Genomic DNA, 23,795 nt, shown 5'->3' on the forward strand with positions numbered 1-23,795 from the left:
CATGCGCGCGATGTCCTGAGCTCCGCCGAACCCTCCGCCGAACCCTCCCTCCGGCGGGGCAGGCCCCACAGGGCGGGGGCCCGACCGACGTACCGACAAGCCCTGAACCTCCGTCCACCGACGCGCCGCGCGTCGACCTCACCCTCACCGAGTACCCCATGAGCCGACCCGCCCTCGAGACCGAGATCGTCGACCGCGCCACCCGCGACCGCACCGTGGCCCTGTTCCGCGAGCGCCGGATCGTCCTGCCGACGCTGGGCGAGCTGGCCGATCCGACGACGATCCCCGCGAGCCACGACGCCGCGCTGGCCACGACCGACCCCGACGCGCCGGCGCCGGCCAACCTGTTCCGGGTCCACTGGCACAACGCCGGCGACCGCCGGGCCCGGATCGCGGTGCCCGAGCACGTCGTCCTGCCGCCGGCCCTGACCGGCGTCCCCAGCCCGATCGTGGTGGCGTTCGGCGATCACTTCCCGATGATCACCGCGCACAAGGTGCTGGCCGCGTACGGCTGCCTGGTGCCGCGGCTGATGACCGGCCAGTTCGATCCCACCCGCCACCGCGCGGTCTGGCCGTCGACCGGCAACTACTGCCGCGGCGGCGTCGCGATCTCGCGCATCCTCGGCTGCCGCGGCGTCGCGGTGCTGCCCGAGGGCATGAGCGCCGAGCGGTTCCACTGGCTCGAGCGCTGGGTCGCCGACCCGGGCGACATCGTCCGCACCGTCGGCACCGAGAGCAACGTCAAGGAGATCTACGACACCTGCGCCGAGCTCGACCGCGATCCCGACAACGTGATCTTCAACCAGTTCTCGGAGTTCGCGAACCACCTCGTCCACCTCCACGTCACCGGCCCGGCGCTGGCGCGGGTGTTCACCGCCGCCGCCGCCACGCGCCCGGGCCTGCGCCTGGCCGCGTTCGTCTCGGCCACCGGCTCGGCCGGCACGATCGCCGCCGGCGACTACCTGAAGGACCACCACGGCGCGCGCATCGTCGCGGTCGAGGCGCTCGAGTGCCCGACCATGCTCTACAACGGCTTCGGCGAGCACAACATCCAGGGCATCGGCGACAAGCACATCCCGTACATCCACAACGTCACCAACACCGACGTCGCGGTCGCGGTGTCCGACCGCGCCACCGACGAGCTCAACGTCGTCTTCAACACCGACGTCGGCCGCGCGGCCCTGGCGGCGCGCGGCGTCCCGGCCGAGGTGGTCACCGCGCTCGCGCACTTCGGCCTGTCGTCGATCTGCAACGTGCTCGCGGCGATCAAGACCGCGAAGCAGCTCGGGCTCGGCCCCGACGACGCGCTGGTCACGGTCGCCACCGACGGCGCCGCGATGTACGCGACCGAGGTCGACAAGGCCATCGGCAAGCGGTTCGGCGGCACCTTCGATCGGGCCGCGGCCGAGCGCGCGCTCGACCTGCACCTGGCCGGCGCCACCACCGAGCACACGCTCGTCCTGGCGCCGATCGATCGCGACCGCATCTTCAACCTCGGCTACTTCACCTGGGTCGAGCAGCAGGGCGTCGCGCTCGCCGACTTCGAGCGCCGGCGCGGCCAGGACTTCTGGCGCGGGCTGCGGGCGGCGGTGCCGATCTGGGACGACCTCATCCGCGGGTTCAACGACGACGTCGGGGTGGCGCCAGCGTCGTGACCGCGCTGCGCTGCACCGGCTGCGACCTCCAGATCGCCGCCGACGCGCCCTGGCCGTTCCGGTGCCCCCACGCCGGCGACGGGCGCGATCACGTGCTGGCGCGGGACGCGGCGCCGGCCTGGCAGGTCGCGGCCGGCCCGATCGCCGGCGACCCGTTCGTGCGCTACCGCGCGCTCGCGTACCCGTGGCAGGTGGCCCGCGCCCGGGGCCTGACCGACGACGCCTACGTCGCGCTGGTCGCGCAGCTCGACCGCGCGGTCGCCGCCGTCGACGGCCACGGCTTCGCGATCACGCCGTACCGACGCCTCGACGACGACCGGCTGTGGGCCAAGGACGAGACCGACAACGTCGCCGGCTCGCACAAGGCCCGGCACCTGTTCGGCCTGGCGCTGTGGCTCGAGGTCGCCGCGCGCACCGGCCTGGTCACCGACGACGATCGCGCCCGCCCCCTGGCGATCGCCAGCTGCGGCAACGCGGCCCTGGCGGCGGCGGTCGTGGCGCGCGCGCTCGAGCGGCGGCTGCGGGTGTTCGTGCCGCCGTCGGCCGACCCGGCCGTGGTCGCGCGCCTGACCGCGCTCGGCGCCGAGCTCGAGGCGTGCCCCCGCCGGCCCGACGATCCGCCCGGCGATCCTTGCTACCACCGCTTCCGCGCCGCGGTCGCCGCCGGCGCGCTGCCGTTCACCTGCCAGGGCAGCGACAACGGCCTGACCATCGACGGCGGCGTCACCCTCGGGCTCGAGCTGGCCGAGCAGGACGCCGCGCGCGGCGCCGGTCCGCTCGATCGGGTCGTGGTCCAGGTCGGCGGCGGCGCGCTCGCGAGCGCCGTGGCCCAGGGACTGCGCTGGGCCCACGACCGCGGGGTGATCGCGCACGTGCCCGCGGTCCACGCGGTCCAGACCGCCGGCTGCTTCCCGCTCGTACGCGCGTGGCGCCGGGTCGCGCGCGCGCTGGCGATCGCCCTGTCGGCGCCGGTCGCGCCGGCCGCCGATGACGCCACCGACGCCGACGGGGCCCACGCCGACGCCGCCGTCGCCCGCTGGCTGACCGCGCACGCGCCGCCGACGGCGATCGCCGCCGCGATCACCACCGCCGCGGTCGACCGCGCGCTGTTCATGTGGCCGTGGGAGCAGGAGCCGCGCAGCGTCGCCTCGGGCATCCTCGACGACGAGACCTACGACTGGCTGGCGATCGTCCGCGCGATGCTCACGACCGGCGGCTGGCCGGTGGTGGTCACCGAGGCCGAGCTGCTCGCCGCCCGGGCCCGCGCCGCCGCCGCCGGGATCCGCGCCAGCGCCACCGGCGCCGCGGGCCTGGCCGGCGTGGCGACGATCACCGAGGCCGCCGGGCCGCGCGGCGCCGACGCGCGCGTGGCGGTCCTCCTCACCGGAGTCGAGCGATGACCCGCACCGTCCGCGTCGCGCTGACCGAGACCTGCAACGCGTACCTCCTCACCGGAGTCGAGCGATGACCCGCACCGTCCGCGTCGCGCTGACCGAGACCTGCAACGCCTACCGCGGCATGCCCGCGACCGTCGAGGAGCTGCCGGCCCTGGCCGAGCACCTCGACCTCGTCCGCGCCGCCAACGTCGATCACCACGTCGCGCTGATCCGCGCGGCCGCGGCCCTCGGGACGCACGTCGTCGGCCTGGGCGAGCTGTTCACCGGGCCCTACTTCGCGCTCGGCCGCGACCCGATGTGGCGGGCGCTGGCCGAGGACGCCGTCACCGGCCCGACGGTGTCGACCCTGCGCGAGGTCGCGCGCGCCACCGCGCAGGTCGTGGTCGCGCCGATCTACGAGCTCGACCCGCGCACCGGACGCCGCTTCAACACCGCGGTGGTGATCGGCGCCGACGGCGAGGTCCTCGGCAAGTACCGCAAGACCCACATCCCGGTCGGCGCCAACGAGCAAGCGGCGTTCTGCGAGACCTTCTACTACGACGCCTCCGACGGCGACCTCGGCGCCTGGCCCGCCAACCGCTCGACCAACCCGTACTTCCCGGTGTTCGAGACCGGCCGGGTCCGGCTCGGCGTCGCGATCTGCTACGACCGCCACTTCGAGGGGGTCATGGCCGCGCTCGCCGACAACGGCGCCGAGCTGGTGCTGTCGCCGGCGGTGACCTTCGGCGCCAAGTCGCGGCGCATGTGGGACCTGGAGTTCGCCGTCGACGCCGCGCGCCACAACCTCTACATCGCCGGCTCCAACCGCAAGGGCGTCGAGCTGCCGTGGACCCAGCCGTACTTCGGCGCCAGCCACGTCGTCGGCCCCGCCGGCCTGGTGCCGCCGCTGCCGAGCCAGCCCGAGCTGATCGTCGCCGATCTCGATCTCGACGCGCTCGCCGGCGCCGATCCGTCGGGCTGGGACCTGGCCCGCGATCGCCGGCCGGCGATCTACCGCAGCTCCCGACGACTGACCTGGAGGATCTGGTACATGGCACCGATGACCACCCCGACCGGACGCCCCGCCGCCTGGACGCTGACGCTGGCCGCGATGATCGCCGGCGCCGCTGCGTGCAAGCAGGCACCGTCGAATTGCCCGCCGGTCACCGCCGCACCCGCCGCACCCGCCGCACCCGCCGCGCCCGCCGCGCCGACGCCCACACCCGCCGCCGCCCCAGCGCCCGAGGTCCCGGCCCTTCCGCCGCCGGCCAACGCGGTCCAGGCCGAGATGCAGCTCCTCGAGCGCGCGGTGCGGATAGCGGTCACCGCGGTCGGCCGCGATCAGCTCGCCGAGATCCCGCACGCGATCCACGCGGTCCACGAAGCCCGCACCGCCACCGAGCAGGCGCTCGAGGCCGGCGCCTGGAAGCCCGTGACCGGCACGGTCGAGGCGTTCGCGGCGGTCGACGCCGAGTTCCACACCCGCCTCGAGGCCCTGGTCGAGGGCGCGCTGGCCAAGGACCACGCCGCCACCGCGGCCGCGCTCGGCAACGTCCTCGCCGGCTGCCAGACCTGCCACGCCACCTACCGACCGACGCTGCGGACCAGCGCCGCGCCCACGACCGCGCCAGCGCCCGCCGACGACCACGCGCACCACTGACCGTCGACTACCCGCCCGCCACCTCGCGCACGACCTCGAGCAGCACGTCGGCGCCCGCGATCAGGTCCGCCGGCGCGGTGTGCTCGCGGACGTTGTGGCTGATGCCGCCGACCGACGGCACGAAGATCATGCCGGTCGGGCAGCGCGGCGCGAACATCTGGGCGTCGTGGCCGGCGCCGCTCGGCATCCGCCGGACGGTGTGGCCCTGGGCCCGCGCCACCTGCTCGACCCGATCGATCATCGCCGGCGCGAACGCCACCGGCTCGAACCGCGCCAGCGTCCGCTGCGCCACGGTCACGCCCTCGGCCGCGGCGATCTGGTCGACGAACGCGAACGTGTCGCGCTCGGCCCGCTGCAGCGTGGCCTCGTCGGTGTTGCGCAGATCGATCGTCATCACGACCTGGTTGGGGATGACGTTGACCAGGTTGGGCCGGACCGTCAGGTGGCCGACGGTCGCGACCTGGGCGCCGCCGTAGTCGCGGGCCAGCCGGCGCACGAAGCACGCGATCTCGGCGGCGACGTAGCCGGCGTCGGCGCGCATCGCCATCGGCGTGGTGCCGGCGTGGTTCGACACGCCGCCCAGCGTCAGCTCGGTCCACGAGATGCCCTGGACGCCCGTGACCGCGCCGATCGTGACGCCCTCGCGCTCGAGCACCGGCCCCTGCTCGATGTGCAGCTCGAGGTACGCGGCCGCGCGCACCGCGTCGACCGGGGCGGCGCCGGCGTAGCCGATCCGCGCCAGCTCGTCGCCGACCCTCGCGCCGTCGATGCCGACCGTGGCCAGCGCGACGTCGAGCGCCAGCGCGCCCTGGTGGACCGCGCTGCCCATCATGTCGGGCTGGAACCGCGCGCCCTCCTCGTTGGTGAAGAACCCGACCGCGATCGGGTGCCGGGTCGCGATCCCGGCCTCGGCCAGGCGCTCGATCACCTCGAGCCCGGCCAGCACGCCGTAGTTGCCGTCGTACTTGCCGCCGGTGCGCACGGTGTCGATGTGCGAGCCGATGATCACCGGCGGCAGGTCGGCGGTGCCGGCGCGGGTGCCGAGCACGTTGCCGATGCCGTCGACCGTGATCGCCAGCCCGAGCGCGCGCATCCACCCGACCACCAGCTCGCGGCCCGCGCGGTCGGCGTCGGTCAGCGCCAGCCGACACACGCCGCCGCCGTCGATGGCGCCGACCTCGGCCAGCGCGCCCAGCCGACGCCGCAGCCGGTCGCCGTCGACGCGCACCGCCGCGGTCACGACGCCACCTCGGCGACGCCGGCGTTGAGGTAGTTCACCGTCGGCGCGCTGAACACCGCCGCGTCGATCCAGCGCAGGAGCTGGAGCGGCGTCAGGTCGACCTCGCCGTCGGCGACGCCGGCCAGGGTCGCGACCGGATCGTCGGGGTCGAGCGTCAGGTCGAAGCCGGGCCCGACGTAGCGCACGCGCGCGCCCCGCGGCGTCAGGCTCAGCTCGCGGCCGTCGATGCGCCCGAGCACCCGGCGCTCGCCGTCGACCACCTCGACCGCGAAGCCGTCGTGGGTCGCGAACCGGCGCCAGTCGGCGGCGGTCCCGAAGAACCGCGGCTTGATCGCGTACGGGCCGCCGTCCTCGGGGCAGAACACGTCGCAGTTGCCGCACTCGTTGCAGAAGTCGGCGAAGTTCGCGAACTGCAGCGCCCGCTCGATCGTCAGCGCGCCGTCGGTGCGCGCCGCCCAGGCGGCGCCGACCTGGCGCACGAACACGATCGGCTGCGTGACCGCCGGCAGCGTGAACGTGAAGTTGGCGTCGTTGGGGCACACCGGCACGCACTTGCTGCAGGTGACGCAGTCGAACAGCGCCAGGTGGCTGCCGAGCTTGCGCGGCGGCTTCTTGTTGGCCGCGTGGGCGTAGCGCGGGTCGCGCGTGACCGCCGGCACGTGGTGGGCGGTGTTGTGCAGCGCCGTCGCCGCCGCCCACCGCGCCAGCAACGCCGGCCCCGCCGCCGCGAGCAGATCGCCGCCGCCCGCCAGCGCCGCGGCGCACGCGGCCCGGGTGTCGTCGTCGAGATCGTGCAGGTCGGCCAGGCCGAGCGCGCCCAGGCCGTAGGCGCGGATGACGTAGCCGTCGATCGTGCGCACGCCCAGGTCGGTCATGCGCGCCAGCAGCGGCTCGGCGTAGCGGGCCGCGCGGGCGTACCCGCCCGGCTGCAGCAGATCGCTGCAGACCGTGACCGGCACCAGGCCCAGCGCGACCGCGTCGGCGAAGTTGCCGCGATCGATCCCGGCCGAGAACGAGATCGCGAAGCGCCCGCCGAAGCTCTTCCGGAACGCCTGCACCAGGTTCATCGCCAGCACGTGCAGCGGCGGCCCCGACAGGTACATCTCCTGCTCGGACGCGGGGAAGAACGCGCGGTTGTTCTCGACGATCAGCGTGTTCGTGAACTTGACCCCGAACGACCGCCCGAGCGCGGCCGCGCGCGTGCCCAGCCGGTCGACGAAGCCCTGCATCTGCGCCCACGTCGCGTCGCGCGTGAACGCGCTGTCGGGCACGACCACGTCGCGGTAGCCCAGCACGTCGTGCAAGAGCTCGCGCAGCCGGGCCGGGCCCAGGAGCATCGGGTTGAGCTTGACGTTGCAGTCGAGCTCGTCGTGCTCGAGCAGGTACGCCAGGATCCGCTCGATCTCGTCGGGCGGGCAGCCGTGGAAGGTCGACAGGGTCAGCGTGTCGGCCAGCCGGGTCGGGTAGTCGAGGTCGCGGTACGCGGCGTACTCGGCCGGCAGCTCGGCCCGCAGCCGGTCGACGATCGGCCGCGCGTCCTTGAGCCCGGCGATGAAGCGCTGGATCGGCGCGCTCTGGACGCCGGCCAGGTCGTAGCCGACGCTCATGTCGTAGGTGACGCGCTCGAAGCCGGGCACGATCGGCACCTTGCCGCTGGCGCGCAGGATCTCGATCAGCATCGCGCCCTTGACGTACTCGTCGAGCGACTCGGCCAGGCGCAGCTCCTGGCTCCACTCGACGTTGTAGCCGACGGTCTGCATGTCGATGCACGGGCGCGGGATGACCAGGTCGTCCTTGATCTGGACGGTCTTGAGCTCCATCACCCGGCAGCCGGCCAGCCACGACAGCACCAGGTTCTGCGCCATCTGGGTCTGCGGCCCCGCCGCCGGCCCCAGCGGCGACGACGGCGCGTGGCCGTGGAAGCGCACCGACAGATCGTGGGCGGGGCTGCCGTAGAAGCCCTTGGCGATCGGCAGGTCGAAGATCGAACCACGCTCGTCGAGCTCGCGCAGCGCGCGCCGGACGAGGGCCGCGAATGGGTACGGGCGGAGGTCAGCCATGCTGGGCCGATGGTACGCCCCTGGCTCGGCGGCGCGGGCCGCGGCCGGGGGCGCGACCGAACGCCGCGGCCCGTCGGTCAGAGGTAGACGTTGACCGGCAGGCCGGCCTCGCGCCACAGCGCCGTCCCGACCAGGAACAGCACCAGCTGGGCGGTGCCGACGTGGGTCAGGACGATGCAGTCCCGCGGCGTGAGCCCGCGCCGCCACCAGCGGCGGTAGAGCACCAGCTGCACGAGCGGCGCGACCAGCATCAAGAGCTCGCGCAGCCCGAGCTGGCCGGCCCCGACCGCGGCCACCAGCACGACCGACGCCCCAGCAGCAGCGCGTCGATGATCTGGCGCGCGCGCGCCGGGCCGTGCACCACCGGGTAGGTCGGCACGCCCTCGGCGCGATCGCCCTCGAGGTCGCGCAGGTCGTACAGGATCTCGTAGGTCAGCTCGAACGGGATGAAGAACAGCACCAGCGCGATGATCGCCGCGTCGCTGATGACCAGCGGCGTGCCGTCGTGGATCGCCGCCGCCAGCGGGTAGACGAAGCACGTCAGCACGAACAGCAGCGCCGAGCCGAAGTTCTTCCAGAAGTACATCTCCTTGAAGCGCGTGAGCCCGCGCAGCGACGGCACGATCGGGTAGTTGTAGCCGAGCCCGATCACCTGGACCGCGATCCGCCACGGCGTCAGCGCCGGCAGCGCCAGGTGGGTCGCGCCGATCGAGCCCACCAGCAGCGCCACCGAGCCCCACGTGATCAGCCGCTGGTGGCGCGCGACCCGGGCCGTGCCGCGGATGCCGTTCTTGGCGTCCTCGGCCAGGTCGGTCACCCGGTTCATGATGTTGATCAGGAACCAGTCGAGGCCGGCGATCGCGCCGATCGCCCACGGGTACCGCCCGGTCATGAGCCACCCGAACACCACGGCGGCGACCGCGCCGATCAAGAGGATGTGGAAGCGCGTGATCGCGGCGGCGTCGGCCACGGCCGCGCGCAGCCGGCTCTCGGGCGGGGTCATCGGCGCCACTGTACAAGCCCGGCCGGGCGATGGGTCGGTCGGCGCCGCCGCGCGCGCGATCGCCGCCGCCGCGCGCGCGATCGCCGCGCTGCCCGCGCCGCGGTCAGCGCCCACGCCGGGCGAACACGTCCTGGCGCGCGGTCGCGCAGATCGCCGCGACCGCGGCGTGGCGGATCGTGCGCTCGGTCGAGATGGCGTAGAAGCGCTGGCGCAGCGCCGGCAGCCGCGCCACGACCTCGACCCGCTGCCGCCGACAGACCTCGGCCTCGATCACCGTCGGCACCGCGAACACGCCCAGGCCGCGCTCGCCCAGCGCCTCGACCAGCGCGAGGTCGTCGAGCTCGGCGATGATCTTCGGGCGCACGTCGACCGCCGCGACCCACGCGTCGAGGGCGCGCCGCACCGCCGACCGCGCCCCCGGCATCAGGAACGGCGCGCCGCGCAGGCGCGCAGGCGCCCGGCCGGTCAGGCGCCGGGCCAGGCTCGGCGCCGCCACCAGCACGGTGCCGCACTCGCCGAGCAGGTGGCTCCACACCCGCACCGGGCTGGGGCTGGGCGCGGGCCCGTCGGCCAGGACCACCTCGACCGCGCCGGTCGCCAGCTCGGCCAGGAAGTCCGCGGCCGGGCGATCGTCGCGGCCGACGATCCGCACCGGCGGCTCCAGGCGCAGCGCCGGCTCGAGCATCCGGTACACCATCGCCCGCGGCACCGCGTCGTCGATCCCGATCACCAGCGACGGCGGCGGCGGCGGCCCGTCCTGGTCGAGCCGGTCGAGCAGGCCGGTCCCGAGCGCGAAGATCTGCTCGGCGTAGCGCAGCGCGGTGCGCCCGGCCTCGGTCACCACCAGGCCGCGGCCCTTGCGGGCGAACAGCCGCACGCCGATCACCCGCTCGAGCTGGTGGATCTGGGCGCTGATCGTCTGCGGCGCCAGGCCCAGCTCGGCGCTGGCCGCGGCGACCGACCCCAGCCGGGCCGTCGCCCAGAAGTACTGGAGGTGGTGGTAGTTCAGCCAGCGCGGCACGCCCTACCATACATCGGTTTTTACGATGGGTTAGCGTAACAATTCCTCCTGGTCGAACGATGCCTCGACGCGGTACCACCGCGCCATGTCCACCGCGCCGGTCGTCGATCCCAGCACCCGCCTCCGCACCCTCATCGCCTCCGTCGACCACGAGCTGGCCCAGGCCGCGCCGGCGCCGGCGCTCCAGGGCGCGTTCGCGGCCCTGGTCGAGGCCCTCGCGCTCGGCCCGGAGCCGGAGATGCGGGCGTGCCCGGCGTGCCAGGCCCCGTGCCGCGCCAACGCCCAGCGCTGCGGCTTCTGCTGGCAGGTGCTGCCGGCCCTGGCCGCCGTCGCCCCCGTCGTCGCGCCGCTCGCCAAGCCCGAACCGGCCGCGCCGACGCCGACCGCCGGGACCGCGTGAGCACGCCCCACAGCGCGACCGCGCTCGACGGGCCCGACCTCGGCGCCCCCTGGATGCTGGTGGTCGACGGCGTCAGCCCGCGCCGGCATCGGATGACCGCCACGCTCGATCAGCTCGGCTACCGGACCTTCGGCGTCTGGACCCCGCTCGGCGCGATCGATCTCCTCGACCGCGGCGACGACCGCGTCGTGTTCGCGGCCATCGCCGAGGACGCCCGCGACGGCCACCTGCTGCGCGCGTTCCTGACCGAGCACCACCCCGAGGTCCACGTCGTCGTGATCGCCGACCGGATCCGCGCCGGCACGATCGTCGAGGCCGCCCTCGGCGGCGCCGCCAGCGCGTGGCAAGGCGCCCCGCCGCGTCCACCTGAGGCGTGAGCCGTCAGCGGCCGGCGGTCTGACGCAGGAGCGCCGCGTCGAACTGCGTCGGCGGCACCTTGAGCGCGCGGTACGACACGTCGCCGGCCAGGCCGACCTCGAGGACCACGTCGCCGTCGGCGTCGAGCTCGGTGAGCACGCGCGGATCGTCGGCGACGAAGCCCCAGGCGATCACGGTCGTCCCGTCGGCGTGGCGCCGACAGCCGCCCTGGTGCCCGCTCTGGGCGGCGCCGAGGTGCTGCCACACCAGCGTGGCCGTGCCCGCGACCTGATCGAGCGCGTACTCGGCGCAGCGCGCCACGCCGGGCACCGCCACGCCGTGGTTGTCGTACAGCATGACGTTGCCGCTCGGCAGGAACCGCGCGTCGTGCTGCTTGTAGAAGGCCGTCTGCGGATCGGCCGTGACCGCGAGGTACGCGGCGCCGTCGCGGTTGACCGGGCTGCCGCCGACCTTCCACGCGACCTGCCCCGAGGTCCGCTCGACGTAGAACAGCGCGTCGGCGTGACGCATCGACACCAGCAGGTTGCCGGCGGCGTCGACCTCGATCGAGTTGCAGTGGAACACGTCGACCACCATCGTGCCGTCGACGTCGTTGGTCGCGGGCTCGAGGCACTCCTCGACCGGGTCGACGTGATCGCTGGCGCGCCACGCCCAGACCAGGTTGCCCGCGGGATCGACCTCCTGGACCTCGCAGTCGGCGATGGTCTCGTCGGCGCCGAACGTGCTCAGGCCGGTCAGGTCGACGTGCGGCACCAGCGGGTAGCTCAGCAACACGTGGTTGCCGTTGGGGCGCTGCACCAGCTCGTGGACGTCGGTCGGCGGGCCGACGGTCTGGACCGACGTGGTCGCGTCGGTCGCGAGGTCGCGCACCACGAACGCCGTCGTCGGGCTGGTGCCGTAGGGGAACGGCTGCGAGTCCGGCACCGAGGCGATCGTGTTGGGCGCCGGCGAGCTGACGTTGACGACGCGCGTGCCGCGCCGGTACCAGACCGGCGTGCCCTGGGTGTCGAGCACCGCCGCGAACAGGACGCTGTTGACCAGGTACCAGCCCGGCGTCGGCGCGCCGACCTCGGGGTGCGTGGCGACCGTCACGACCGGGAAGTCGGCCGGCAGGCACCGCACCCAGTACTGGTCGCGCACGGACACCAGCTCGTCCTCTTGCAGCACCAGCTGCTTGGTCTCGGTGCGGACGGTGTCGGTCACCGTCAGCGTCACCGGGTTCGCGCCGGCCGCGCAGCGCACGTAGTAGTCGTGGACGTCGGGCGCGAAGCTCGGCGTGAGCGCGAGCGGTGACAGCTCGATCCCGACGATGTCGCCCGGCGGGGCGTCGTCGAGGTCGTCACCGCACCCCGTCGCCGCGACGGAGAGGACACCAGCCAGGAGCACAGCACGCGTGGACATCGGACCTCTCTCGGGGGCGGACCGCCCGCCGGAATCGTTGGTGCGCAAACATACCCGCGAACCCAGCGCTTCCGGAAGGCCGCCCCCCGCCGGTGACACGGTGGTGTGGGGACCGCCACGCGCGCCCGATCGCCGCGCCGTCACCGCCCAGCCGCGCCCACCGGCCGGCCACGCCGCCCCCGCGCCCGCCCCGGCGCCCACCCCCCCACCCGCCGCGCGAACGCGCCACACGACGGCGGGTCGACACGACCGGGGTTCGCCCCTACCCTGCACCCGTGACCGACCTCTTCAAGGACAAGGCCCAGGACTGGGACACGCGGCCCGTGCCCGCACAGATCTCGGCCGGCGTCGGCGCCGCGCTGCGCGCCCGGGTGCCGCTGTCGGCCGACCTGCGCGTCATGGATTTCGGCGCGGGCACCGGGCTCATCTGCGCCCAGGTCGCGCCCCACGTCGCCACGGTCTACGCCGTCGACATCTCGGCGGCGATGCTCGCGCAGCTCACGGCCAAGCCCGAGCTGCGCGGCAAGGTCGAGGCGCGGTGCCAGGACATCCTGACGACGCCGCTCGGCGCCCCGGTCGACCTCATCATCAGCGCGATGGCGCTGCACCACGTCGAGCACACCGACGCCGCGTGCCGGGCGTTCGCCGCGCACCTCGCGCCCGGCGGCCGGCTGGCGCTCGCCGATCTCGACGCCGAGGACGGCACGTTCCATCCGGCCGACGCCGTCGGCGTCTTCCACCACGGGTTCGCCCGCGACGCGCTCGGCGCGCTGCTCGCCGGCGCCGGCTTCACCGACGTCGAGTTCGGCACCGCCGCGCACGTCGTCAAGGACGAGCACGGCTACGACATCTTCCTCGTGACCGCGACCAAGGCCTGAGCCGGTGCGCCCCGAAATCTTGCCCCGCGCCCGCGCGCGCCACCTCACGCTCGTGGCCACCGTCGTCGGCGCCTGCGCGACCCGACCAGCGCCCACGCCGCAGCCGCCCGCGAACGCGATCGCGCCCGAGCCCGCTGCGGCGACGGGCGCCGCCGACGCCCCCGCCGCGCCCGCCGCGGACGCCCCGCGCCCGCTGCACCTCGAGCACGCGCCGACCGCGGGCGTCCTCGGGAGCTCGACCCTGTCCAGCGCAGGGCAGTTCGCGTCGCTGACCGGCGGGTCGGATCCGGACGATCCGGCGCCTGTCGCGTCGGCGCAGCTCGGCGCGGCGACGATCGTCGGCGGCCTCAGCGAGGCGGCGGTCCGCGGCGTCATCAAGCGCTCGCTCGGGCGGATCACCTACTGCTACGAGCAGTCCCTCCTCGGCGACCCGACCCTCGCGGGTCAGCTCACCGTCCAGCTCGAGATCGGCCCCGATGGTCAGGTGACCGCCGCCGACGCCGCCGGGTTCCACCAGGAGATCGCGAGCTGCGTCGCCGCGTCGGTCCGCGCGATCGTCTTCCCCCGCCCCGCGCGCGGATCGGTCCGCGTGACCCAACCGATCACGTTCTCGTACCGCTAACGCCAGGCGACAGCGCTGACGACGACCGCCACGACCGGCCCCGCCGATCGCGCTGACGGCGACGGGCTCGGCCGAATTGGGCTGTCAACCTGGCGCCCCCGCCGTTGTAAGGCGAGAAAGCCTCAGCGATTCAAGCCTGTTACGGCCTCCCACAAACAAACAGTCTTGACTGACTGTTTTGTGCGGGGTACGCCTCCCCGCGATGACGCCGCAAGCCGCGCGCGCACCTCGGACCCAGGCTCAGCGCCGGGATGAGATGCGCCACGCGCTGCTCGAGGCCGCGGTCGACAGCCTCGTCGAGCAGGGCTTCGCGCGCACGACCACGCTCGAGGTCCAGCGCCGCGCCGGCGTCTCCCGCGGCGCGCTGCTCCACCACTTCCCGAGCAAGGCCCAGCTCCTGGTCGCCTCGATCGCGCACCTGGCCGAGCGCCGCGGCCGCGATCTCAAGCAGCGCTCGACGTCGTTGCCCACCGGCCCGGCCCGCATCGACGCGGTGCTCGAGCTCCTGTGGGAGAGCTTCGCCGGGCCGATGTTCCAGGTGGCGATCGAGCTGCGCGCCGCGGCGCGCACCGACGCCGAGCTGCGGGCCGCGCTGACGCCCATCGAGAAGCTCGTGCGCGACCGCATCATCCACCAGACCGGCGTCATGCTCGGCCCGGCGCTCGCCGCCGAGCCCGGCTACGCGGTCGCGCTCGACCTCACGCTGCACGTGATGATCGGCGCCGCCACCACCGCGTGCCTGCACGGCGAGCAGGGCCGCGCCGACGAGCTGGTCAGCCACTGGCAGCGCATGTTTCCGGCGATCGTCGCCGCGGCCGCGGGCGCCGCCGACGCGCACCACCGACAACGCACGGGAGAAGAAACGATGAGCAAGGAACTGCGGTTCGATGGCAAGGTCGCGATCGTCACCGGCGCCGGCGGCGGCCTGGGGCGCTCGCACGCGCTGCTCCTGGCGTCGCGCGGCGCCCAGGTCGTGGTCAACGATCTCGGCGGCAGCTTCACCGGCGAGGGCAAGTCGAGCTCGGCCGCCGACAAGGTCGTCGACGAGATCAAGGCCGCCGGCGGCACCGCGGTCGCCAACTACGACTCGGTCGAGTTCGGCGACGCGATCGTCAAGACCGCGGTCGACGCCTTCGGCAAGGTCGACATCCTCATCAACAACGCCGGCATCCTCCGCGACGTCTCGTTCGGCAAGATGAGCCAGGCCGACTGGGACCTCATCTACAAGGTCCACGTCTTCGGCGCCTACAAGTGCACCGCCGCGGTCTGGGGCCTGATGCGCGACCAGGGCTACGGCCGCATCGTCATGACCGCCTCGGCCGCCGGCATCTACGGCAACTTCGGCCAGGCCAACTACTCGATGGCCAAGCTCGGCATCCACGGCTTCGCCCAGACCCTCGCGCTCGAGGGCAAGAAGAAGAACGTCCTGGTCAACACCATCGCGCCGATCGCCGGCTCGCGCATGACCGAGACCGTGCTGCCGCAGAACCTGATCGACGCGCTCAAGCCCGAGTTCGTGTCGCCCCTCGTCGCGCGCCTGTGCCACGAGTCGTCCGAGGAGACCGGCGGCCTGTTCGAGGTCGGCGGCGGCTTCATGGGCAAGCTGCGCTGGGAGCGCTCGAGCGGCAAGACCTTCCGCCTCGGCCGCCCGATCACGCCCGAGGGCGTCGACGGCGCGTGGAAGGACATCACGTCGTTCGAGAAGACCGAGCACCCCGGCTCGGTCACCGAGTCGATGGGCCCGATCATGGCCAACCTCGAGGCCGGCCCGTCCAAGGGCGGCAACCAGTTCATCGACGTCGACGCCGCGCTCGGCTACAAGTTCCCCGAGCAGCAGTCGAGCTACGACGAGCGCGACCTCGCGATCTACGCGCTCGGCGTCGGCGCCGCCACCGACCCCGGCGACGACAAGGACCTGCAGCTGGTCTACGAGATGCACGGCAAGGGCATGAAGGCCCTGCCGACCTACGGCGTCATCCCGGCGATCAACGTCATCCTCAAGCTCGGCAAGGAGGGCCACCGCGCGCCGGGGTTGGAGTTCGGCCTGGACCGCGTGCTCCACGGCGAGCAGTACACCGAGCTCAAGCGCCCGCTGCCGCGCGCGGCCAAGCTCACGCACCGCGGCCGCGTGAAGGACATCTTCGACAAGGGCAAGAACGCGCTGGTCGTGCAGGAGATCGTCACGTACGACGAGGCCGGCAACGAGCTGGTGCGCAACGAGATCACCACGCTGGTGCGCGGCGCCGGCGGCTGGGGCGGCGAGCGCGGCCCGTCGGCCGACGTCAACGTCCCGCCGGATCGCGCGCCCGACAAGGTCATCGAGGAGCAGGTCCCGGTGCACCAGGCGCTGCTGTACCGCCTGAGCGGCGACTGGAACCCGCTGCACGCGGACCCGGGCATGGCCAAGGCCTTCGGCTTCGACAAGCCGATCCTCCACGGCCTGTGCTCGTTCGGCTACGCGGGGCGGCACGTCCTCGCCGGCTTCGCGCCCGAGGGCAACCCCGACTTCATGAAGTCGATCCGCGTGCGGTTCGCCAAGACCGTGCTGCCGGGCGACACGCTGGTCACCGAGATGTGGAAGGAGAGCGATCAGAAGATCGTCTTCCAGACCAAGGTCAAGGAGCGCAACGAGGTCGTGATCTCGAACGCGGCGGTCGAGTTCTGGAAGGAGATCCCGAAGCCGGCGGCCAAGCCGAAGGCGGCGGCGGCGGGGTGGCCGGTCCGCTGGCGCGCCAGCGCGATGCCGATCTCGACGGACATCTTCAACGCGATGAACGGCTTCGTGAAGGCGAACGCGGATGTCGCCGAGAAGGTGAAGACCGTCTTCCAGTTCAAGCTGTCGGCCCCCGACAGCGTCTGGACGATCGACCTGGGCACCCCGCCCGGCTCGGTGACGCCCGGCGCCGGGACCGCGCCCAAGTGCACGCTCGAGCTCAGCGACGCCGACTTCATGGCCATGGCCACCGGCCAGGCCGACCCGATGAAGCTGTTCTCGAGCGGCAAGCTCAAGATCTCCGGCGACGTGATGGCGTCGCAGAAGCTCGGCTTCCTGAAGAAGATCACGCCGGACCTGGTGCTGGCCGAGATGAAGAAGCGCGTGGGCGCGGGCGGCGGCGCGGCGCCGGCGGCGGCGGCCGGTGGCGGAGGCGCGCCGGCGGGCGACATGGTGCCGACGACCTGGGACGTGTTCATCGCGATCCGCGACCACGTCGAGCGCAACCCCGACCTGGTCGGCAAGATCGGCGCGAGCTACCTGTTCAAGGTGACGAACCCGGACTCGGCCTGGGTCATCGACCTCAAGACCGGCAAGGGCGCGGTCACCGAGGGCGCCGGCGCCGCCGACTGCACGCTCGAGATCAGCGAGGCCGACTTCATCGACATGACGACCGGCAAGTCGGACCCGATGAAGCTGTTCACCACCGGCAAGCTGAAGATCAGCGGCAACGTGATGGCGTCGCAGAAGCTCAGCTTCCTGCAGAAGATGGATCCCGAGCAGGCCAAGCAGGCGGCGATCAAGGCGCGCGCGGCGGGCGGCGGTCCCGGCAAGGCCGCGGCGGCGGCGGCGGGCCCGTCGGCGAAGGCGCCGGCGTTCTTCGCGGCGCTGGGCAAGCGGCTCGGTGAGAAGCCGGAGCTGGCCAAGGAGCTGGGCGCGATCGTGCTGTTCCGCGTGCTCGACCCGGCGTCCGAGTGGACCGTCGAGGGCGCCGCGGTCTCGCCCGCCGACTTCGGCACGGCGACGACCACGCTGTCGCTGAAGGATGAGGACCTGGCGGCGCTCGCGGCCGGCAACGTCCGCGGCCTCTACCAGCACGGCAAGATCCGCATCGACGGCGACGTCTCGGTCGCCCACCGCCTCGGCCTGCTCAAGGGCCTGATCTAACCACCCGACCCGATCGAACAAGGAGCATCACATGACCCGCAAAGTGAACGTCATCGGCGTCGGCATGGTCCCGTTCGCCAAGCCCGGCGAGTCCGAGGAGTACAACGTCATGGCCTCGAAGGCCGGGCGGACCGCCCTCGAGGACGCCGGCGTGCCGTTCGGCGAGATCCAGCAGGCCTACGCCGGCTACGTGTTCGGCGACTCGACCTGCGGCCAGCGCGCCGTCTACGAGATCGGGCTGACCGGCATCCCGGTCTTCAACGTCAACAACAACTGCTCGACGGGCAGCAGCGCGCTGATGCTGGCCGCGCAGGCGGTGGCCGGCGGCCTGGCCGAGTGCGTGCTGGCGGTCGGCTTCGAGCAGATGGAGAAGGGCGCGCTCGCGGCCAAGTGGACCGATCGCACCAACCCGCTCGACAAGCACGCCAACCTGATGAGCGAGGTGCAGGGCTTCAACCAGGCCCCGCCCGCCGCGCAGATGTTCGGCGGCGCGGGCCGCGAGTACCGCTGGAAGTACGGCACGAAGCGCGAGACGTTCGCGAAGATCAGCGCGAAGGCGCGGCAGCACGCGTCGAAGAACCCGTACGCGCTGTTCAAGAACGTGCTGTCGGTCGAGGAGGTCATGGCCTCGCCGGAGGTCTTCGATCCGCTGACGCGCTACCAGTGCTGCCCGCCGACGTGCGGCGCGGCGGCGGCGGTGCTGTGCAGCGACGACTTCGCGAAGAAGCACAACATCTCGAACCCCGTCTACATCGCCGGCCAGGTCATGACCACCGACTACCCGTCCTCGTTCGAGGAGAAGTCGATGATCAAGATGATCGGCTACGACATGGCCAAGAACGCGGCCGCGCAGGTCTATGAGCAGACCGGCATCGGCCCCGAGGACATCCAGGTCGTCGAGCTCCACGACTGCTTCACCGCCAACGAGCTGCTGACGTACGAGGCGCTCGGCCTGTGCAAGGAGGGCGAGGCCGAGCAGTTCATCTGGGACGGCCAGAACACCTACGGCGGGAAGTTCGTGACGAATCCAAGCGGTGGCTTGCTCAGCAAGGGGCCACCCGCTGGGCGCGACCGGCCTGGCGCAGTGCACCGAGCTGGTGTGGCACCTGCGCGGGACGGCGGGCGAGCGGCAGGTCGAGGGCGCGAAGGTCGCGCTGCAGCACAATCTGGGCCTCGGCGGGGCGTGTGTCGTGACGATGTACCGGCGGGACTGACCCCGAAGGTCGGAGGCATCGCGCATGGCGGATGACGACGGCGATGAGTGGGTCGCCTGCGACCGTCATGGTCGCGGCCGGTGCGCGATCGTGTGCGCGCACCACGTCCAGCAGCGGGCGCAGCGCGTCGGGTTCGTCGAGAACTGCTCGGATCCGCCCCGAAGATATCCAGGTCGTGGAAATTGCACGACTGCTTCACCGCCAACGAGCTGCTCACGTACGAGGCGCTCGGTCTCTGCGCCGAGGGCGCGCCGAGCAGTCCATCTGGGACGGCCAGAACACCTACGGCGAGAAGTTCGTGACGAACCCGTCGGGGGGCTTGCTAAGCAAGGGCCACCCGCTCGGCGCGACCGGCCTGGCGCAGTGCACCGAGCTGGTGTGGCGTTTGCGGGGACGGCCGGGGAGCGCCAGGTCGAGGGCGCGAAGTTGGCGCTGCTGCACAATCTGGGATTGGGCGGGGCGTGTGTGGTGACGATGTATCGAAGGGATTGAGGGCGGCGCGGCGGGCGCCGGGGTGTGGATCTCATCCTGTGCGAGAACCGCCGCCCGGCAACCGATCGAGATCGTTGGCACTCCGATGAAGAAACGGGCTGGCAGGCGTCCAAGGTCGCGACACGAAACGGGCCGGTAGCCGACCGGCGCGCGACCGTGGCCCCTCGGTGATCAGCATGAGAGCCACACCCGGGCGTCGTGTCGGCTGCGCAGTCGCGAGCATGCAGAATATGGCGTACTGATATGTCGGTGCAGTGAACCGAGCTCGTGTACTATTCGCCCCATGACAGTGAGATCGCGCAAGACGATTCTGCCGTCCGTGAGTGCACCTCAAGCCGACCGTCTCGACAAGTTACACTCTCTGTTGTCGTCATTGAAGAACGGTGATAGCCCCGATCTCGTGGCCGCAACCACTCATCTGTCGGGTCGCCACATCGACTATTACGTCGACGCGGCGCTGGTCTTGGGCCTCCTGCTGAAGCACGACGACAGCTCCTTGTCGATCACAGACTCAGGAACTAGATTGCTTGCTGAGAATGTTCACTCGCCGGCCTACCGGCACATACTTGCCAATTGCATTAATGATAGCATCCCTTTGCAAAAGCTTGCCCCTGAGCTATTAGCTCGCGAGGAGCCCGATCGCGACCTCATGCGCGATCGCATTGCGCAACTCACAGGACTCTCTCCGAGTACCGCAGATCGGCGAGCAGGCACGCTTCTATCCTGGCGTCGACAAGCACTCCCTTTTCAAACCTCCCTCTTCTCGGAACTCGGGCTTGTCGCCGTACCCCGAGGATTCGAGGACGCGTCGGAGGACGTTGTTTCAGACCGGCCTCACATCGAAAGCGCTCGCCTCCGATCCAGAACCCAAACCGCATTCTCGGAGCCAAGCATGACCGCCTCCACAAAGACCCCATCCGCGGTCAAGCGCCTCGCTCCAACTGGCGAGTTTCAAGGACAGATCCGCCCCTCTCAAGTCAATCAACTTCTCGACAAGCGAAAGAAGCAAGGCTATGGTCAGTATCTGAACAAGGTAATCCTCACAAAGGTACGCGGCTTCTCGGGCCAAGAGGTCTCCTTCGATTTCCCGGTGACCGCAATAATCGGACCCAACGGGGGTGGAAAGACAACCATCTTGGGCGCAGCCGCCTGCGCCTATTCGGTCATAAAACCAAGGCAGTTCTTTAGCAAAAGCGGCCCATTTGATTCGAGCATGAAGGAGTGGACCATTGAATACGAGATACTTGACCGCAAAGAGAATCCCAAAGGAATTCTCCGCCGCACCGCCAGCTTTCGCTCCAGCAAATGGTCACGAGAGGCCTTGTCGCGCGATGTCCTAGTTTTCGGCGTTAGCCGCACAGTACCAGCGACGGAGCGCCCAGACATGCGCAGGTGCACAACGGGCAAGTTCAAAGTGGGCGCGGACCAGGTCTCAAGACTTGAACCAGAAGTTGCTCTGGCCGTTCAGAGAATCCTTGGCAAGGACGTCGAAAACTACTCGCACATCAAGATCGATGGGCGTGGCAAGATCTCTCTCCTCTCCGCCCACACACCGAACGGCGTCAAGTATTCCGAATTTCATTTCGGCGCTGGCGAGTCGAGCATCATTCGGATGATACGTCACATCGAGCACGCGAAAGACCATTGCCTCATACTTATTGAAGAGATCGAAAATGGGCTCCATCCGGTCGCCACTGTCCGTATGGTCGAGTACCTAGTTGATGTGGCGCAACGAAAGAACGCCCAAGCAATATTCACGACCCACTCTAATGACGCACTCAAGCCATTGCCAGACGAGGCTGTCTGGGCATCCGTCGACCAGACAGTATTTCAGGGAAAGTTGGACGTGCACGCCCTCCGGGCCATTACGGGTCAAGTCGACTCACAGCTAGTCGTGTTCGTTGAAGACGCGTTTGCTAAGCAGTGGGTTGAGTCGGTCCTGCGTCTCGTTGACCCTGATTCGCTCGGTCTTGTGGAAGTTCATGGCATGCACGGCGACGGAATGGCAGTCGCAGTCAATAGGCATCACAACCTTGACCCGAGCCATACGGCGGACTCAATCTGTATGATAGACGGCGATTCCCGACAAGAAGAATCGGCGCAGAACGGAGTATTCCGATTGCCAGGCGCAAGTCCCGAGGCGTACATCTACGACTCCGTTCTTGAGAACCTAGATCGAGATGTAGGTCTCCTTGCTGTGGCCCTGCACCAGCGATTCGAGGATCAGCCGCACGTAAGTGACGTCGTACAGGATGTCCGCCGGGTCAATCGCGATGCGCACATTCTATTCAGTCAGGTCGCCAGAAAACTAGGCTTCCTTTCTGAGGAGGTCGTGCGGAGTGCGTTCCTTTCTGTGTGGACACAGCGACATCAGGAGATCGCCTCAAAGATCGCAGTCCCGATTCTGGCGAGACTCCCGCAGAAGTAGGCGCGGAGCGGCCGTTGCGTGCAAGGCGGCACCCGCTGTGCTGAAGGCCGCGTAGGTCCCGAGGCTTGAGTCGCAACCGACCGGGACACACTATCCCGGTGAACGCGTGCTCGGCGACCACCTCTTGCTGTGGACGCGCGTGCTGTTCCACAGCTGGCATCGTGTTCGCGACGGCACCATGACCCGTCGGGAGTTCCGCGAGCACGCTGGGCGACTCCGGAAGGTCATCGAGCTCCTGCTCGAGCAGGGCACTACGACGTATCCGCTGCACGAACCGCATCCTTCCCGGCTGACGCCGGCGGTGGCAGCTTGAGGGCGTGACGACCGCGACCTGCTCAGCGCGTAGCCGGCTGCTCCGACGAGGGCGGCGGCGGGACGTCGAGCGTGCCGAGCTCGGCATCGAGCTGGGCGGCGTCGAGGCGAGCGCGGGTGGCGGGCCAATCGCGGGGACACAGCTCGAGGTAGCGGTCGCGGGGCCAGTGCGGGAAGACGCGGAAGACGTCGCGCAGGTACGCCTCAGGTCGAGGCCGTGGAGGCGTGCCGACGCGACCAGGGTCAGGAGGTTGCCGGCGGCCTGGCCGTGGTCGTCGCTACCGACGAACAGCCAGGCCTTACGGCCGACGGCGATCCGGCGCAGCGCGCGCTCGGCGGCGTTGTTGTCGAGCCGCAGCCGGCCGTCGTCGAAGAACTGGACGAGCGGGCCGTGCTGGCGGTGGGCGTAGCCGAGCGCGGTGCGGAGGAAGCCGCGCTGTGCCTTGACCTGCTCGTACTCGACGTCGACCCACGCGAAGAAGGCGTCGACGTGCGGGCGGAGGTGGAGGTCGCGGAGCGACTTGATCTCGGCCGGTGGCCGGCCGCGCCAGCTGCGGTCGAGCTCGAAGATCCGCCGGATGCGCGCGAGGCCTTCGCGCGCGACCACGTCCTTGGTGATCGCCGCCTCCCAGAACTTGGTCCGGACGTGGCTCCAGCAGCCGACCTCAAGCCGGACCGCTCGATCGACCTCGTCGTCGTCGGGCGGGCCGCGTCGGTCGGGCGGCCGGAACAGGACGTCGTAGACGCTCTTGGCGTCGGCCTGCACGTAGCCGGCGAAGCCACGGAACAGCTCGCCGACGACCGCCGAGGTCTCCTTCGGCGTGTACTCGAAGAAGACGTGATCGGCGTCGGCGAGCTGGACGAAGAAGTGTGCGCGCCGGCACGCGCGCCGCACCTTGTCGCCGTCGCGCAACGGCTGGACCAGCACGCCGGTCGCGTCGGTCGCCAGGCAGAAGGCGTGCGCGAACGCGTCGGTGCGCATCGCGTGCACGATCGAGCCGCCCATGATCGCGCCCAGCTCCTCGAGCCAGCGGCTCATCGAGCCGCGATCGATCGGCGCGCCGAGGCGCTTTGAACCGATCCTCCTGGCGGTAGAGCGGCAGGCCATCGCAGAACTTGTCGCTCGCGATGTGGGCGAGCAGCGACGGGCCGGCGATCGAGCGCGGCAGGATCTGCAACGGCGGCGGCGCGATCCGGATCGTCGGGTCGCGGTCGGCGGCGGTGGGCATGCCCGCCGGGTGGTACTTGATGCGCACGGTCACGAGCCGGATCATACCGCCACGGCGCCAGACCATCTGGCACGTCTCCTCGGCGCCGATCCGCGCGGCCTTGCCGTCGAGCAGCGGGTCGACGATGACGATGCGTTCCTCGGGCACCTCGAGGTCACGCAGCGTGCGCCGCCCGGTCGGCCGGCGCTTGGGGGCGGCCGGCGGCGGCTCGGCGCCGGTCGGCGGCTCGTCCTCGCTCAGTCGGCCGGCGACCTCCTCGAGCTTGGCGAGCGTCGCCGCGAACTCGAGGTCGAGCTGCGCGGTGTCGATGCGCTCCGCCTTGGCGACGAACAGCCGGCGGCGCTGCAGCTCGAGCTCGAGTTGCAGGTGCCGGTAGGCCTCGCGCAGGCGGTCGCGTTCGTCGCGGTACGCGGCGGCCTCGCGCATGGCGGCGCCGAGCTGCGCCTCGAGCGCGACGACACGCTCGCGGAGCGCGACCTGATCGAGAGACGTCGAGTCGTCGAGCACGCACTCTCCTCCTACTGACTCGCGATCGATCTGTCGAGA

The 23,795-nt window shown here is 71.3% G+C and carries 16 protein-coding genes and 3 pseudogenes; 12 read left to right on the forward strand and 7 right to left on the reverse strand.

The features are described 5' to 3' along the window. The first annotated feature begins 158 nt into the window (after positions 1-158). The 3 genes from IPL61_38245 to IPL61_38255 all read left to right on the forward strand — a co-directional run bounded on the left by IPL61_38245 (position 159) and on the right by IPL61_38255 (position 4,691). Positions 159-1,655, forward strand: coding sequence for a pyridoxal-phosphate dependent enzyme (locus IPL61_38245; GenBank protein MBK9037031.1), 1,497 nt, complete (start codon positions 159-161; stop codon positions 1,653-1,655). Next, a complete protein-coding gene (locus IPL61_38250; GenBank protein ID MBK9037032.1) occupies positions 1,652-3,055 on the forward strand; it encodes a PLP-dependent lyase/thiolase in 1,404 nt (467 codons plus the stop codon). The genes IPL61_38245 and IPL61_38250 overlap by 4 nt, the downstream gene beginning before the upstream one ends. Before the next feature lie 64 nt (positions 3,056-3,119). After that, positions 3,120-4,691: a cytochrome c gene (locus tag IPL61_38255; GenBank protein ID MBK9037033.1), complete on the forward strand. Its 1,572-nt coding sequence runs from the start codon at positions 3,120-3,122 to the stop codon at positions 4,689-4,691. 7 nt (positions 4,692-4,698) lie between these two features. On the opposite strand, the gene IPL61_38260 is transcribed toward IPL61_38255, so the two are convergent. The 5 genes from IPL61_38260 to IPL61_38280 all read right to left on the reverse strand — a co-directional run bounded on the left by IPL61_38260 (position 4,699) and on the right by IPL61_38280 (position 10,015). Beyond that, complete coding sequence (locus IPL61_38260) at positions 4,699-5,931, reverse strand: Zn-dependent hydrolase (protein ID MBK9037034.1); 1,233 nt, start codon at positions 5,929-5,931, stop codon at positions 4,699-4,701. After that, positions 5,928-7,991 (reverse strand): glutamate synthase, encoded by a 2,064-nt coding sequence (locus tag IPL61_38265; protein ID MBK9037035.1) that lies wholly within the window; start codon positions 7,989-7,991, stop codon positions 5,928-5,930. The genes IPL61_38260 and IPL61_38265 overlap by 4 nt, the downstream gene beginning before the upstream one ends. Before the next feature lie 77 nt (positions 7,992-8,068). Next, complete coding sequence (locus IPL61_38270) at positions 8,069-8,287, reverse strand: hypothetical protein (GenBank protein MBK9037036.1); 219 nt, start codon at positions 8,285-8,287, stop codon at positions 8,069-8,071. Continuing rightward, a complete protein-coding gene (locus IPL61_38275) occupies positions 8,242-8,994 on the reverse strand; it encodes a UbiA family prenyltransferase (protein MBK9037037.1) in 753 nt (250 codons plus the stop codon). The genes IPL61_38270 and IPL61_38275 overlap by 46 nt, the downstream gene beginning before the upstream one ends. Positions 8,995-9,097: 103 nt before the next feature. Next, a complete protein-coding gene (locus IPL61_38280; GenBank protein MBK9037038.1) occupies positions 9,098-10,015 on the reverse strand; it encodes a LysR family transcriptional regulator in 918 nt (305 codons plus the stop codon). Between the two features lie 85 nt (positions 10,016-10,100). On the opposite strand from IPL61_38280, the gene IPL61_38285 reads away from it, so the two are divergent. Next, positions 10,101-10,415: a hypothetical protein gene (locus tag IPL61_38285; protein MBK9037039.1), complete on the forward strand. Its 315-nt coding sequence runs from the start codon at positions 10,101-10,103 to the stop codon at positions 10,413-10,415. Next, complete coding sequence (locus IPL61_38290; protein MBK9037040.1) at positions 10,412-10,792, forward strand: hypothetical protein; 381 nt, start codon at positions 10,412-10,414, stop codon at positions 10,790-10,792. The genes IPL61_38285 and IPL61_38290 overlap by 4 nt, the downstream gene beginning before the upstream one ends. A 4-nt stretch (positions 10,793-10,796) precedes the next feature. Here IPL61_38290 and IPL61_38295 read toward each other — a convergent pair whose 3' ends face one another. Then, entirely contained in the window at positions 10,797-12,194 is a 1,398-nt protein-coding gene (locus IPL61_38295) for an aryl-sulfate sulfotransferase (GenBank protein ID MBK9037041.1), read from the reverse strand. Between the two features lie 275 nt (positions 12,195-12,469). On the opposite strand from IPL61_38295, the gene IPL61_38300 reads away from it, so the two are divergent. The 7 genes and pseudogenes from IPL61_38300 to IPL61_38330 all read left to right on the forward strand — a co-directional run bounded on the left by IPL61_38300 (position 12,470) and on the right by IPL61_38330 (position 22,021). Continuing rightward, positions 12,470-13,072: a class I SAM-dependent methyltransferase gene (locus IPL61_38300; GenBank protein ID MBK9037042.1), complete on the forward strand. Its 603-nt coding sequence runs from the start codon at positions 12,470-12,472 to the stop codon at positions 13,070-13,072. Between the two features lie 52 nt (positions 13,073-13,124). After that, a complete protein-coding gene (locus IPL61_38305) occupies positions 13,125-13,694 on the forward strand; it encodes an AgmX/PglI C-terminal domain-containing protein (GenBank protein ID MBK9037043.1) in 570 nt (189 codons plus the stop codon). 256 nt (positions 13,695-13,950) lie between these two features. Further along, positions 13,951-17,574 (forward strand): SDR family NAD(P)-dependent oxidoreductase, encoded by a 3,624-nt coding sequence (locus IPL61_38310; protein MBK9037044.1) that lies wholly within the window; start codon positions 13,951-13,953, stop codon positions 17,572-17,574. A 31-nt stretch (positions 17,575-17,605) separates the two neighbouring features. After that, positions 17,606-18,788: pseudogene (locus IPL61_38315) on the forward strand (lipid-transfer protein). Between the two features lie 145 nt (positions 18,789-18,933). Next, positions 18,934-19,280, forward strand: a pseudogene (locus IPL61_38320) (lipid-transfer protein). An 892-nt stretch (positions 19,281-20,172) separates the two neighbouring features. Then, the gene (locus tag IPL61_38325) at positions 20,173-21,708 is read left to right on the forward strand and encodes an AAA family ATPase (protein MBK9037045.1); all 1,536 of its coding nucleotides are present in this window, start codon (positions 20,173-20,175) and stop codon (positions 21,706-21,708) included. A gap of 106 nt (positions 21,709-21,814) precedes the next feature. After that, entirely contained in the window at positions 21,815-22,021 is a 207-nt protein-coding gene (locus tag IPL61_38330) for a hypothetical protein (protein ID MBK9037046.1), read from the forward strand. 22 nt (positions 22,022-22,043) lie between these two features. On the opposite strand, the pseudogene IPL61_38335 reads toward IPL61_38330, so the two are convergent. Further along, positions 22,044-23,675, reverse strand: a pseudogene (locus IPL61_38335) (IS66 family transposase). Positions 23,676-23,795 lie beyond the last annotated feature (120 nt).

The organism is Myxococcales bacterium (assembly GCA_016717005.1).
In the GTDB taxonomy this organism is placed as follows: domain Bacteria; phylum Myxococcota_A; class Polyangia; order Haliangiales; family Haliangiaceae; genus UBA2376.